Below are 13,582 nucleotides of genomic sequence, written 5' to 3'. Positions count from 1 at the left end.
CTGATCAAACCTGTTTAAGGGTTGATTTATTTTTGTGCATTTACGCGTTTAGCTTTAGTTGCCGCACGGCGGTGACGAATAATTTCAATCACTCCCGGTAAGATAGAAACAAAAATAATGCCCACAATCAATAACTTGAGGTTTTGTTGTACCACCGGTAAATCACCGAACAGGTAGCCCGCATAAGTAAACGAAATTACCCAAAGCAGTGCACCTGTGACATTGTAAAAAGCAAAGTGACGATATGACATTTTGCCCATTCCTGCAACGAATGGCGCGAAAGTTCTGACGATGGGTACAAAACGCGCCAATATAATGGCCTTACCGCCATGTTTTTCATAAAACGTATGGGTTTTATCTAAATAGCTCCGACGAAAAATTTTAGATTCTGGATTACTGAATAATTTCTCACCGAAAATACGGCCGATAGTATAATTCAGCGCATCGCCAATAATCGCCGCCATAATCATTAATACCACCATAAGGTGAATATTGAGATCATTGGATGCCAATGCCGAGATTGCACCGGCAACAAACAGCAGAGAATCTCCCGGTAAAAATGGGGTCACCACTAGTCCAGTTTCACAAAACAAAATCAAAAATAATATGCCGTAGACCCAAGTACCATATTCTGCAACTAATTCAGCCAGATGAACATCAATATGCAGAATAAAATCGATAATAAAGGTAATAAATTCCATACATTTCCTCGTTACAAACAGCATCCTTGCTGCCCTGTAGAATAGTCAATTTAAAATTTCAGTCCGATTCTAAATCGACAATAGACATAAATAATCAGAACTTACTACCTGCACTTTATTTAATCGCGCGTGATTGCCTATTGTTAGATTTAAACTTGTTAAATTTAAACTTGTTAAGTTTAAACATAGTTTCTTTTGCTAGATCCGCTGAATGCTCATTATAGTATCGAAATGATATTATCAATTAAATACTTATCAATTGAACACTCAGCAGAAAATGCAATTATCGCCGATTATACTAAATCATCTGCCAAAAATAGAGGCCCCATCACCGGGGTCGGTAAATTGAATTCTGCCGGATAATCGACCGCGACTAAATAGAGACCTTCAGCTTTAGCTGTGGCTGCCGCTTTACTTCTATCTTTCATCGCTAATAATTTGGCCATCCAATCAATATCCTGATTACCACAACCAATTTCCAACAAACTGCCTACGATATTTCTCACCATATGGTGAACAAATGCATTGGCTTTAATATCCACAACCACATAATCGCCGTGACGCGTTACCTTAATATGTTTCATATTACGCCAAGGAGATTTAGATTGGCATTGCATCGCACGGAACGAGGTAAAATCGTGCTCGCCCAGTAAGGCCTGCGCTGCGATATGCATGCGTTTTTCATCCAGCGGATAATGAAAATGTGTCATACCACGCGATAATACAGCCGGACGATAGCGGTGATTAAAAATAACATAGCGGTAGCGTCTCGCTGTGGCACTGAAACGAGCATGAAAATCAGCAGAAACGGCATGGCACCAACGTACTGCGATATCAGCGGGCAAATGCGTATTGACCCCCATCGTCCACGCTGATCCTTTCCGCTGAGCCGTTGTCTCAAAATGCACCACTTGCCCTGTGGCATGTACACCTGCATCGGTTCTGCCTGCACAAAATACATTAATCGGCTCATTGGCGACTTTAGATAACGCCGCCTCAAGCCGACTCTGTACGCTTTCAACATCTGACTGCCGCTGCCAGCCATAATAACCACTACCATCGTACTCAACGCCCAAAGCTATCTTTAATACTGGCGCTTGATCATTTGTCAACATTAGTAGAACTGCTCCTGGGTCAGTTTTTCTGCTGTTTCTACGGCCATTAATGCGCCGCCAAAGCGCACATTATCGGCGACTGACCAGAATTGAATAATTTCTGGAATACCGTAATCATTACGAATACACCCCACGCTAAGTAACTCATTACCTGAGGCTTCAGTGACTTGGGTTGGGTAATCATTTTCATCGGTGACTTGAATATCATCAAAACCTTGTAACTCATCTCGCGCCTCTTCAGCGCCGATAGGACGTAAAGTTTCTAGATGAACAGTCTGTGCGTTGCCGTAAAATACTGGAGATTGTAAGAAGTTAACCGCCACCGGTAGGCCTTCGTCTTGTAGAACTTTACGCACTTGATCAACTAAACGACGTTCCTCGGGTACCGCACCTTCACTATCAGCAAGCAATGGCAACATATTAAATGCTAATTGCTTACTAAAGCGACTCCCTTCTTCGGCGGGAACACCGTTTAGTAACCGTGCGCTCTGGCCAGCCAACTCATCGATAGCGGCTTTACCGTACGCAGAAACGGATAATAAATTAGTTAGCGTGATACGTCCTAAGCCAGCAACATCCATTAACGGTTTGATAGCGGTTAATAATTGACTCACTTGGCTATCTGCCACCGCAATAATATTACGATTGCGATAGTCCGCTAGCACTGCTGGGTTAACAGTCGGTACCACTAAAGGAACATCGGGTTCCATGGCAAATAACCCACTGCAATCAATTACGATGCAGCCATCTTGTGCTGCGATTTCAGCATATTGAGCTGAGGCCTCTGCGTCTGCTGCAAAAAAAGCTATCTGTGCTTGGGACCAATCAAAATCCGCAACATCTTTAACCAAGTAACTTTTACCCTCGAAGCGAATATTCTCTCCGGCACTGCGTTCACTGGCGAGTAGATACAGTTCGCCCACAGGAAATTCACGCTGCTGTAATAATGTTAAAATGGCTTCGCCGACCGCACCTGTTGCGCCTAACAGAGCAATATTCCAACCTTCTGTCATTGCTGTTTTCTCCAATATTGAAAACTAAGATGGTGCAAATGCACCCTCAAATTAACTGGGTTGTGAACCCTAACGCAGTAAGTTGCGCCAATGTTTCACGGTTATCGCACGCCACGCATAGAGACGACCATTCACGGCGTTCGGGATAATTTTTACGTAATTTATCAAATTCCCCAGCCATCGCCGCTACTTTTCGCAAAGGCGCATCATCGCGGCGCACATCATAAACTAAATGGATCAGTCGTTTTAATCTGTCTTGGGTAAGCTCACCACGTAATGTCACTGTGTCAAATTCGGGGACAGGCAATAAATCAGATAATTCAACTTGATGGGATAACCCTAGAAATTGACTATAAGCCTCAAAAACCTGTGTCGTACCTCGCGCTTTACCTTCTAACGAATAACCCGCGATGTGAGGCGTCGCGATATCCACTAACGCCATTAATTCAATCGATAAATTAGGTTCAGGTTCCCACACGTCCAGAATAACACTGAATTTTCGCCCCGCCTTGAGTTGTTTTAATAACGCTTGGTTATCAACTACTTCCCCTCGGCTAGCATTAATGATAATTGTCTCATCGGGTAACTTTTCCAGCGCCGGCTCATTAAGTAGATGATAGGACCGGTACTCGCCAGATTTGTTCAATGGTGTATGAAAAGTTAAGACATCGGCCTCAGCTAAAAGCTGTTCGAACGGCAAAAAATCTTCTTTATCGCCTTTATCATGACGAGGCGGATCGCATAATAATGTCTTAACCCCCCAGGCCTTGAGTCGTGCCGCTAGGCGTCCCCCCACATTTCCCACACCGATAATACCGACGGTTTTATCGCGCAAATCAAAATTATCACGCTGCGCCAACATCATTAAGGCTGAAAAAACATATTCAACTACCGCAATCGCATTGCAGCCCGGTGCTGAGGAGAATCCAATGCCCGCTTGTGTTAATCCGTCGATATCTACATGGTCAAAACCAGCGGTCGCGGTACCGACAAACTTGACGGGCGTGCCTGCTAATAGTGCCGGGTCAACTTTAGTAATTGAGCGCACCATTAATGCATCGGCGTGTCGCAGTTCGGCAACAGGAATCGGGCGCCCCGGTATCGCTTTAACTTCGCCTAATCGGCTAAATAAAACTTCGGCGTAAGGCATGTTTTCATCAACTAAGATTTTCACGGCAGCTATCCTATGACTGTTGGGATACATATTTTAACTCGTCATTTTGCCACGTTAAGCCAGTAAAACCTACGATCAGTTACTGTTTAGCTTGTCTTTATTGCGAAAACGCTCGGGAGTCAGCCCAGAAATTTGCTGAAACATGGTGATAAAAGCCGACGAGGAGCTATATCCAACATCCAATGCTACTTGATGGATAGTTTTTCCTTGCGTTAATCCCGCAACCGCATGCAGATAACGTAAGCGCTGACGCCATTCACTAAATGACATACCCAGCGCTTGCTGGCAACGGCGCGATAACGTCCGTTCCGAGGTATAGCCACGCTTTGCCCAACAAGCTAGTGAGTCATTATTGGCGGGATCATGCTGTAATGCGCTGAGGATTGGTGCTAAGAATTTATCTTTAGTGCCAGGTAAATAACTATCTTCTGCGGGTAAGTATTTCAATTGGTCAATCAATACCTGCGCTAACCGTCTATCTTCTGGGCTCTCAGGTTCAATAACTTTACGCGAATACAAATCCGTCATGATTGCGCGAAAAATTGGGCTTAGACGAATAACACAAGTATATGCTGGAAACTGGCCGCTAAGCTGATGATTGAAATCAATAATTTGAAAATTCACACTGCTTTTATTATAACTGGAATGCTCGGTTTGCGCGGGGATCCAAATACAAAATTCAGGCGGAGCAATATAATGCTGCCCTTCGACAACCATCTCCATAATGCCGCATACCACATACAATAACTGCCCAAACGGGTGTGTATGTGAGGAGAACTCCGTCGTTTTATCAATACTTTCCTGACGGCAAGCAATTAATTGGGGCTCATCTATTTGATGACATGTCAGTTGCACTTGCTGTGTATGCTTCATTTTCCGCCCTTTTAAGATTGGCTGGAAACCATTATCAGTTGTCTGATTATAGGTATATATTATAAACCAGACAAGTGTATACTGCCGATCAGTGTTGACTAGTATTGATCGAATTAATTGGGTTAAATTCTATTTTGTACGATATTCGTACAAAAAGGTGCGTCGTATAACGAGTTGAGTTAAAATGAAAAATATTCTATTTCCGCTGATTGCGGTTTTATTATGGTCGATGAATGCCATTGTAAATAAAGCGGCCTCTGAAGCTATCGATCCTGCCGCTATATCGTTTTATCGCTGGGCCATGGCATTGTTAGTCATGACACCTTTTGTCATCCGCTCGGTATGGAAGAACCGCCAAGTTATAGTCCAATATTGGTGGAAATTCGCCATTCTAGGGGCGCTCGGCATGATGCTGTATCAAAGCTTAGCCTATTATGCCGCCCATAGTGTTAGCGCGACGTTCATGGGAATTATGAATTCATTAATCCCACTATTGACCGTAGTAATCAGTATTTTTGTCTTACGAGTGATCCCTACCGTGGGTATCGCACTCGGAACCGTGCTCTCATTACTCGGTTTAAGCTGGCTGGTAAGCCAAGGAAATCCTACATCATTGTTACAGCATGGGCTGGGATCCGGTGAATTAATGATGCTGATTGCCTCTGCGGCTTATGCGCTATACGGCGTACTCACTAAACGCTGGGCCATTCCTGTCGCTAATTGGGATTCGCTGTATATTCAAATTTTATTTGGCGTGATTTTACTGCTGCCTAATTTCTTATTGGCCGACGATGTTTCGTTAAATCGGCACAATATCGGCTTGGTCGCCTTTGCAGGGATTGCGGCCTCGATTATTGCGCCGTTTTTATGGATCCAAGGCGTTATTCGCTTAGGAGCAAACACTACCTCAATTTTTATGAATTTAGCACCAGTATTCACCGCCATTATTGCTGTATTCGCTTTAGATGAACAATTAAAAAGCTATCATTTTATCGGTGGTGGCGTGGTATTACTGGGAGTAATGTTGGCACAACAATTACGTACCCCGCTAACTCAAATATTTAGCCGCAAAAAAATAGCAAGTGAGCGTACAGGCGTAAGCAATAAATAAAAATCAATAGTTATTAAAATGCAAAAATCTACTATGCTGTGACCATGAAAAAAGCCTCGGATTAATAATTTTAATCACGAGGCTTTTTATTATCTGGTTAACGCTATTAGTTTGATTTTATCTCTCACTCAGTGACTAATAACATTTTTTATACGCTGAGCAATAATTATTTTTTATATTTACTCATAACTAAAGTCGCGTTAGTACCACCGAAACCAAAGCTATTAGACATTACCGTGTTCAGTTCACGTTCGGTTGGCTGAGTAATAATATTCAGTTTTTCCGCTTTATCATCTAAGTTATCAATATTGATACTTGGTGCAATAAAACCGTGTTCCAGCATCAGCAAGCTATAGATAGCTTCGTGTACGCCAGCTGCGCCCAGAGAATGACCCGTCATTGCTTTAGTGGCTGAAATCGCTGGAGAATGATCGCTAAATACTTCGCAAATAGCTTCCAGTTCTTTTGTATCACCGACTGGAGTTGATGTTCCGTGAGTATTGATATAATCCACAGGACCATCGATAGTTTGCAGTGCCATATTCATACAGCGCACCGCGCCTTCGCCGGAAGGAGCAACCATGTCGGCGCCATCAGAAGTCGCACCATAACCGACGATTTCAGCATAGATATGTGCACCACGAGCCAGTGCATGTTCTAGCTCTTCAACGACTACCATACCGCCGCCGCCAGCGATAACAAAACCGTCACGATCTTTATCATAAGTCCGTGAGGCTTTATCTGGTGTTTCATTGTATTTGGTTGATAATGCACCCATTGCGTCAAATTCACAGCTCATTTCCCAGCTAAGTTCTTCACCGCCACCGGCAAAAACTACATCTTGCTTGCCTAATTGGATCAGTTCAACCGCATGGCCAATACAGTGCGCTGAAGTTGAACAAGCGGAACTGATTGAATAGTTAACACCTTTAATTTTAAATGGGGTTGCTAGACATGCAGATACGCCAGAAGCCATCGCACGAGTCACCATATAAGGACCTACGCCGCGTAATCCTTTGGCGCGCATACCGTCAGAACCCGCAACCTGATTACGTGGTGAACCGCCACCAGAACCAACCACCAAACCGGTACGGAAATCAGACACTTGTTCTTCAGTTAATTTAGCATCGGCAATAGCTTGTTCCATCGCTAAATACGCATAAACCGAGCAGTCGCTCATAAAACGGCGAACTTTACGATCGATACTGGTTTTATCCGTATCCATTTTGACATTGCCCCAGACGTGACTACGCATCCCCGCCTGTTTAAATTCTTCTGAGAAAGTGATCCCGGAACGACCTTCCTTCAGAGAAGCCAGTACTTCTTCCTGGTTATTACCAATACTGGAAACAATACCCAGGCCAGTGATTACTGCACGCTTCATTCATTACCTCATGTCTTTATAATATGTTTACGGGATTATATACCAGCACTTTAGCGTACACTTGTAAGCTGAACAAGTCCGATCAGGGTAAATAAATGTATTTTTTATCTAAAATTAAAAATTTTTTCCCTTAAGGTAGCACCACCCGACTAAGCCAGTTAAAATTCAGTATTGTTTTTAACATCACAGGTACTTGCGTGAAAAAAACGACCGTTCATAGCGCCAAACTAAGCTGGAATGAGGATGGAACACCGATTTCCGAACAATTTGATGATATCTATTTTTCTAATCAAGATGGCCTCGAAGAGAGCCGCTATGTGTTTTTAGCCGGTAACCAATTTCCTGAACGCTTTAAAACTCATCCAAGGCACGACTGCGTTATTGCAGAAACTGGCTTTGGCACTGGCCTGAACTTTATCACACTGTGGCAATCATTTAAGCAATTCCGCCAACAAAACCCCACCGCCGCACTGCGCCAACTGCACTTTATCAGTCTTGAAAAATACCCTTTACAAGTTGAAGATTTACGGGCAGCACATCAACGATGGCCGGAGTTGAAGCCGTTCACTGAGCAGCTGTGCCAGCAGTGGCCCCTGCCGTTACCCGGCAATCATCGAATTGAACTGGATAATGGCGCGGTGATTTTAGATTTATGGTTCGGCGACATTAACACGCTATTGCCCGCGCTCGATTTTACTTTATTCAATCATATTGACGCATGGTTTTTAGATGGCTTTGCTCCGTCGAAAGATGCCGCCATGTGGAGCGAACAACTGTTCACTAGCATGGCGAGATCAATGCGCGAAAATGGCACTTTTGCTACCTTTACTTCGGCAGGTATGGTACGCCGTGGTTTGCAAAGTGCGGGCTTTACGCTGAAAAAAATAAAAGGTTATGGTCGCAAACGTGAAATGCTGACCGGCTATTTATCCGCAGTAGAAAAAAAAGCCCCGCGACCTTGGTATTGCCGCAAACCCGCAAGCTACAGCTCGATGAATAATAAACCCGATATCGCCATTATTGGTGGCGGCATCGCTAGCTTAACTACCGCAGAAGCCTTAATGCGACGAGGCGCGCAAGTCACCCTGTATTGCCAAGATAATAATGTGGCGCTTAATGGTTCAGGTAACCGGCAAGGTGCACTATATCCGTTATTAAATGGTGCCGATGATCCGCTGGAGCGGTTTTTCATTGCAGCCTTTCCCTACGCTCGTCGATTTTATCAACGCTTAAATCAGCAAGGGGTTAGCTTTAGCCATCAATGGTGTGGTGTTACTCAATTGGCTTATGATGAAAAAACGCTAAAAAAAATTACCGCTATACAACAAATAGAATGGCCAACCGACTTCGCTCAACCCCTAACTCGCCAGCAATTACAGTCTATTTGCGGTTTGGATGTCGGTCATGATGGGATACATTATGCCTTAGGCGGTTGGCTATCACCGGCGGAACTTTGCCAGAATTTATTGGCACATTTGCAACAGCAAGGTTTAGTTGTCCACTTTAATCATCGCGTGGTAAAACTGTCTCTCGACGATGAGAATTGGCAACTGGGCATAGATACCCCCGCCGGGCATCAGCAGCGTAACCATTCTGTGGTGGTGATTGCTAATGGGCATGCATTAATTCAATTTGCTCAAACTGAACGTTTACCGGTAACCGCAACACGCGGCCAAGTTAGCCATATTCCTAGCACCCCGCGCTTACAGCAACTCGATAGCGTACTGTGCTATGACGGCTATCTTACCCCGGTGGACCCACACTATCAGCAACATTGTTTAGGAGCCAGCTATCAGCGTGAAGGAATAGATACCGACTATCATGAGGAAGAACAGCAACAAAACAAACAGCGCTTACTTGATTGTCTTCCTGAAGTAGACTGGACTAAAGATATTGATATTTCAGAGAAAAAATCTCGCCAAGGAATAAGAGGTGTGATCCGTGACCATCTGCCGCTGGTCGGTAATGTCCCTCATTTTGAGCAGTTAATAAGCCAATATGCCACACTGGCACAACAAATTAAGCAGCAACAACCGATTGCTGAAGCCGCGATATGGCCAAATTTGTTTGTTAACGGCGCATTGGGCTCGCGTGGCTTATGCAGTGCGCCATTATGTGCAGAAATTATTGCTGCGCAAATTTTTGCCGAGCCACTGCCGCTGGATGATGAAACGTTGGCCGATTTAAATCCCAATCGTTTTTGGATTAAAAAATTATTGCGCGGCCGTACGGTTACCACCAAACTTTTATGGCAAGAACCAAATTAAAGCGGATAACAATGGCGATAATGATGCTGGGCCACTCGCGCAAAATTTATCACAATTAGCTGCATGAATAATTTATTCTTTGTTTTTCATTCACACAATCGCTGCATCGCGCAGCGGCTGTGTGGTGTAAAACCTGCCGCCGCTTCGCGCTGTAATATTGCCGTTAATGTGGGGGGCAATTGATGTTCATCGAGGATCACAAAGCCTAAGCGCTGATAATAAGGGGCATTCCAAACCACATAGCGAAAAGTGGTCAAGCTAATTGTTGCCATGCCGTGCTGTTTAGCATACGCGATAATAAACGCCATCAATGCCCCTCCTGCCCCTTTGCCTTGCCATTTTTGTGCGACTGATAATTCACAAATATGTAAATTATTGGCCGAACATTTATTATCAGCACACTTATTATCAAAATACTGCACATTAATAAATCCTATCGGCTGTGCGGTATCGGGTTCCACAGCGACCCAACTGGCATGGTTAGCAATAAACTGTTGATGTACTTCAACCGATTGCACCTCGCTGGTGGCTATCCAAGCGTATTCAGTATCCTTCAAAAAAATTTGTGCGGCGCTGCGCTCTATCTCGGTTAATAATGGGGCTTCAGCGGGATGAGTTGGGCGAACAGAAAAAATAGAAGACATAATGAATTTATCAGTTGGTTGAGAGTTGAGAGTTAAGAGAGAGAGCCATGATAAATAGCAAGTTTGGATTTAAATTCAGGGAGCCCACAAGGCTGACGAGTTCCCTGACTCACGACGTTAGTACTAACGATTAATCGCGTACATTATCGAGCAATTGTTTCCATGTATCGAGCACCAATACTTGATCAGGTGGAGATAATTCACCAGCTTTAATGGCTTTTTGGATGCTCTCTTCAACACGTTGATATAATGCCTCAACGCTGGTGTCATTTTCTTCTTCTAACTCCGCCACAGCAAGGGTCAAGTGACCTCGCAGATAGCCTCCTGCAAAGAGTTCGTCGTCACTGCCGTGTTCAACCCTATCATCAATTTGTGCCAGGATGCGTGTTTCAAAATCCGCAAGCATGCTAAAAATCCTTACTGTAATTAGTCAAATAAATCATCAAGCGGCAAAAGGATCTTCCGGATAAGGGAAGCTCTCAGCCGTTAAAGGGGGAGTATTGTAAAACGATTGTAGTTGTTTAATAAACCTTAATGGTCGCTCTGGGATACCATTTTCCAAATACTGCATCACTTGTGCATGCACTTTACGCTGGAATAAAATTCTATCGGGTTCAAAATCTCCCTCTAAATTGTCGCAACTGACATTAAATGGGAAACCCGCGGCAACACAGAATAACCAATCAAAAGCTTGTGGTTTGATTTCTACGCGTTCAAATTCAGCTTGAGTTTGTTGATCTCGCCCATCAGGGCAATACCAATAGCCAAAATCGACTAATTTCCGCCGTTCTTCTCCCGCGATACACCAGTGTGAAATTTCATGTAACCCGCTGGCATAAAAACCATGAGCAAACACAATTCGGTGATATGGCACCTCATCATCGGCAGGTAAATAAATGGGTTCACCATCGCCTTTGACTAATTGAGTATTATAACTTTCGCTAAAACATTGATTAAAAATATCGATAAGATGCTGATAATGGTGTTCAGTCATGAGTCGTTACGATCAAATTAAAAGAGTGATGAAAGCCATGCATAAATTTTATCGCCATGGCTATCGATTAATAATTTTAAGCTCATCAACAAAGAAATAATAACAATCATCGGTCGAATGAGTTTCTGTCCTTTGGTTAGAACCAAACGTGCACCTAGGCGTGCGCCAATCATTTGGCCGACTAGCATAACAAATCCCAGCACCCAAAGCACATGACCGCCGATAATAAAAAATACTAATGAGCCCATATTCGAAGCAAAATTCAGTACTTTGGCATGAGCCGTTGCCTTGGCTAAATTAAATCCCAACAAAGAAACGCAGGCTAATGCAAAAAATGAACCGGTTCCGGGGCCAAAGGCGCCGTCGTAAAATCCAATCCCCGTACCGAAAATTAAGCCAAACGTCGAGGTAGATACACGTTGCTGTCGATCTTCAAGGCCAATTGCGGGGCTAAGCAAAAAGTAAAGCCCAACAAATATCACCATTACGGGCAGTAATTGACGTAAAAAATCGGTTGTGATCATTTGAATAATGATAGCGCCCGCCATCGCACCGACCACCGTCATAATAAATGGCAGCAGCATATCGCGCAGATTAACGGCCTTACGCCGGACAAAATAGAGACTGGCTGAGAAAGATCCTCCTACTGCCTGTAATTTATTGGTCGCTAATGCCTCAACAGGTGTAATACCTACCGACAATAAAACAGGAATAGTTAATAATCCACCACCACCAGCGATGGAATCAATAAATCCAGCCAATAACGCAACAAAAAATAATAACGCATAAATAGCCAACGCATAATTTTCTGATGCGCCGATAAGCCAATCCATAATATTTTCCCTAAAAATACGCTGCTTAACTTACTGTATTGACAGTATTACGCTATTTATCTCTCGTCAGACCGACAGTATTCAAGTGATTAAATATCAACAATCTCCTGTTATTTTCTCGGCCAATCGTTAATGGTTAGCCTCGAGCTTGTGGCTGGCTTAGATCAAAATAATGTTCTAACAAAATCAATAATTAATTATCAAAATAATAGGTTATCTCCAAGCACAAGTTTCAGCCATATAATTCTTAATGCGAAAATTAGGTGACCCAAACAGCTTGCACTTGGGGAACAATAACTAACTGAATGACGGCGCGGACGGCGTGACACCCGCACACTGTCCACGATGGCGTAATAAATGATCTAGCAGCACAATCGCTAACATCGCTTCGGCAATCGGGACGGCACGAATACCGACACAAGGATCATGACGGCCTTTGGTTATCATATCGACTTCTTTACCTTCACGATTAAGCGTACGTCCTGGGACCGTAATGCTGGATGTTGGTTTTAACGCGATATGGGCAATAATCGGCTGACCGCTACTGATCCCACCTAATACGCCTCCCGCATGGTTACTAGTAAAACCATGCGCGGTTATTTCGTCTCGATTTTCACTACCTTTCAACGAGATAACACCAAAGCCATCGCCAATTTCAACGCCTTTAACCGCATTAATGCTCATCATCGCATGTGCAATATCTGCATCTAAGCGATCAAACACTGGCTCGCCTAGTCCTGCGGGGACATTCTCTGCCACCACGGTAATTTTAGCGCCAATTGAGTCGCCTTGTTTTTTTAATCCACGCAACAGTTGATCTAAATCCTCCAGCTTGCTCGGATCAGGGCAGAAAAACGGATTTTCGCCGACAATTGACCAATCTTTTATCTCGCAGTTAACCTCACCCATTTGAGTTAAACAGGCGCGGATTTCTACTCCGTATTTTTCTCGCAGATATTTTTTAGCAATCGCCCCTGCCGCCACACGCATCGCCGTTTCACGTGCAGAAGAACGCCCGCCACCTCGGTAGTCTCGTAATCCATATTTTTGCTCATAGGTGTAATCGGCATGCCCAGGGCGAAAAACATCTTTAATTTCGCTGTAATCTTGAGAACGCTGATCAGTATTCTCAATCAGCAAACCAATACTGGTGCCGGTGGTTACACCTTCAAACACTCCAGACAAAATTTTAACTTGATCGGGCTCTCTGCGCTGAGTGGTATAACGTGAGGTGCCGGGACGACGGCGATCGAGATCGCCTTGTAAATCAGCTTCGGTTAATGCCAGCCCGGGCGGTACGCCATCGACGATACAGCCCAATGCAATCCCATGTGATTCCCCGAATGTCGTGACACGGAACAATTGCCCGATAGAGTTTCCTGCCATTGCTGATATTCCTATTAATTAAGTGGCTATATTGAATAGCTATTGTGATGTTATGTCATTATTTATCCTATTAATCACAATAGTTCA

Annotated in this window: 13 protein-coding genes; 2 read left to right on the top strand and 11 right to left on the bottom strand. The window is 43.8% G+C overall.

Annotation, left to right across the window (positions count from 1 at the left end):
- Nucleotides 1-26 precede the first annotated feature (26 nt).
- From M992_RS07925 to M992_RS07905, 5 genes are all read right to left on the bottom strand, one after another.
- Nucleotides 27-701, bottom strand: a complete 675-nt coding sequence (locus M992_RS07925; protein ID WP_053908052.1) for a DedA family protein — start codon at nt 699-701, stop codon at nt 27-29.
- A gap of 293 nt (nt 702-994) precedes the next feature.
- On the bottom strand, nt 995-1,816 hold the full coding sequence (gene truA, locus M992_RS07920; RefSeq protein ID WP_053908051.1) for a tRNA pseudouridine(38-40) synthase TruA: 822 nt from the start codon (nt 1,814-1,816) through the stop codon (nt 995-997).
- Complete coding sequence (locus M992_RS07915) at nt 1,816-2,829, bottom strand: aspartate-semialdehyde dehydrogenase (protein ID WP_053908050.1); 1,014 nt, start codon at nt 2,827-2,829, stop codon at nt 1,816-1,818. Before M992_RS07915 ends, truA begins: the two co-directional genes overlap by 1 nt.
- A gap of 46 nt (nt 2,830-2,875) precedes the next feature.
- Nucleotides 2,876-4,003: a 4-phosphoerythronate dehydrogenase PdxB gene (pdxB, locus tag M992_RS07910; protein WP_053908049.1), complete on the bottom strand. Its 1,128-nt coding sequence runs from the start codon at nt 4,001-4,003 to the stop codon at nt 2,876-2,878.
- Between the two features lie 75 nt (nt 4,004-4,078).
- On the bottom strand, nt 4,079-4,876 hold the full coding sequence (locus M992_RS07905) for an AraC family transcriptional regulator (protein ID WP_053908048.1): 798 nt from the start codon (nt 4,874-4,876) through the stop codon (nt 4,079-4,081).
- A 184-nt stretch (nt 4,877-5,060) separates the two neighbouring features.
- Here M992_RS07905 and M992_RS07900 point away from each other — a divergent pair, with 184 nt between their 5' ends.
- The gene (locus M992_RS07900) at nt 5,061-5,987 is read left to right on the top strand and encodes a DMT family transporter (protein ID WP_053908047.1); all 927 of its coding nucleotides are present in this window, start codon (nt 5,061-5,063) and stop codon (nt 5,985-5,987) included.
- 166 nt (nt 5,988-6,153) lie between these two features.
- Here M992_RS07900 and fabB read toward each other — a convergent pair whose 3' ends face one another.
- The gene (gene fabB, locus M992_RS07895) at nt 6,154-7,371 is read right to left on the bottom strand and encodes a beta-ketoacyl-ACP synthase I (RefSeq protein WP_047256096.1); all 1,218 of its coding nucleotides are present in this window, start codon (nt 7,369-7,371) and stop codon (nt 6,154-6,156) included.
- 197 nt (nt 7,372-7,568) lie between these two features.
- On the opposite strand from fabB, the gene mnmC reads away from it, so the two are divergent.
- Nucleotides 7,569-9,638 carry a bifunctional tRNA (5-methylaminomethyl-2-thiouridine)(34)-methyltransferase MnmC2/FAD-dependent 5-carboxymethylaminomethyl-2-thiouridine(34) oxidoreductase MnmC1 gene (gene mnmC, locus M992_RS07890; protein ID WP_053908046.1) on the top strand — a complete coding sequence of 690 codons (2,070 nt, stop codon included), beginning with the start codon at nt 7,569-7,571 and terminating at the stop codon, nt 9,636-9,638.
- 86 nt (nt 9,639-9,724) lie between these two features.
- Here the strand turns inward: mnmC and M992_RS07885 are convergent, their stop codons facing one another.
- The 5 genes from M992_RS07885 to aroC form a co-directional block, all read right to left on the bottom strand.
- Entirely contained in the window at nt 9,725-10,282 is a 558-nt protein-coding gene (locus tag M992_RS07885; protein WP_072165930.1) for a GNAT family N-acetyltransferase, read from the bottom strand.
- Nucleotides 10,283-10,412: 130 nt separating this feature from the next.
- Nucleotides 10,413-10,688 carry a YfcL family protein gene (locus tag M992_RS07880; protein WP_047256094.1) on the bottom strand — a complete coding sequence of 92 codons (276 nt, stop codon included), beginning with the start codon at nt 10,686-10,688 and terminating at the stop codon, nt 10,413-10,415.
- A gap of 36 nt (nt 10,689-10,724) precedes the next feature.
- Nucleotides 10,725-11,276, bottom strand: coding sequence for an elongation factor P hydroxylase (locus M992_RS07875; RefSeq protein WP_047256093.1), 552 nt, complete (start codon nt 11,274-11,276; stop codon nt 10,725-10,727).
- Nucleotides 11,277-11,293: 17 nt separating this feature from the next.
- The gene (locus M992_RS07870) at nt 11,294-12,109 is read right to left on the bottom strand and encodes a TSUP family transporter (RefSeq protein ID WP_053908045.1); all 816 of its coding nucleotides are present in this window, start codon (nt 12,107-12,109) and stop codon (nt 11,294-11,296) included.
- Nucleotides 12,110-12,406: 297 nt separating this feature from the next.
- Nucleotides 12,407-13,495, bottom strand: a complete 1,089-nt coding sequence (aroC, locus tag M992_RS07865; protein WP_047256091.1) for a chorismate synthase — start codon at nt 13,493-13,495, stop codon at nt 12,407-12,409.
- Nucleotides 13,496-13,582: the final 87 nt, after the last annotated feature.

The organism is Moellerella wisconsensis ATCC 35017 (assembly GCF_001294465.1).
Classification (GTDB): Bacteria; Pseudomonadota; Gammaproteobacteria; order Enterobacterales; family Enterobacteriaceae; genus Moellerella; species Moellerella wisconsensis.
The sequence above is the reverse complement of the archived record's forward strand: the minus strand, read 5'-3'. Positions and strand labels throughout refer to the sequence as shown.

Bases quoted from the DNA above. Each gene is read 5' to 3' on its own strand.
- M992_RS07925 (WP_053908052.1), bottom strand. From the start codon at position 701: ATGGAATTTATTACCTTTATTATCGATTTTATTCTGCATATTGATGTT.
- truA (WP_053908051.1), bottom strand. From the start codon at position 1,816: ATGTTGACAAATGATCAAGCGCCAGTATTAAAGATAGCTTTGGGCGTT.
- M992_RS07915 (WP_053908050.1), bottom strand. From the start codon at position 2,829: ATGACAGAAGGTTGGAATATTGCTCTGTTAGGCGCAACAGGTGCGGTC.
- M992_RS07905 (WP_053908048.1), bottom strand. From the start codon at position 4,876: ATGAAGCATACACAGCAAGTGCAACTGACATGTCATCAAATAGATGAG.
- M992_RS07900 (WP_053908047.1), top strand. From the start codon at position 5,061: ATGAAAAATATTCTATTTCCGCTGATTGCGGTTTTATTATGGTCGATG.
- fabB (WP_047256096.1), bottom strand. From the start codon at position 7,371: ATGAAGCGTGCAGTAATCACTGGCCTGGGTATTGTTTCCAGTATTGGT.
- M992_RS07885 (WP_072165930.1), bottom strand. From the start codon at position 10,282: ATGTCTTCTATTTTTTCTGTTCGCCCAACTCATCCCGCTGAAGCCCCA.
- M992_RS07880 (WP_047256094.1), bottom strand. From the start codon at position 10,688: ATGCTTGCGGATTTTGAAACACGCATCCTGGCACAAATTGATGATAGG.
- M992_RS07875 (WP_047256093.1), bottom strand. From the start codon at position 11,276: ATGACTGAACACCATTATCAGCATCTTATCGATATTTTTAATCAATGT.
- M992_RS07870 (WP_053908045.1), bottom strand. From the start codon at position 12,109: ATGGATTGGCTTATCGGCGCATCAGAAAATTATGCGTTGGCTATTTAT.
- aroC (WP_047256091.1), bottom strand. From the start codon at position 13,495: ATGGCAGGAAACTCTATCGGGCAATTGTTCCGTGTCACGACATTCGGG.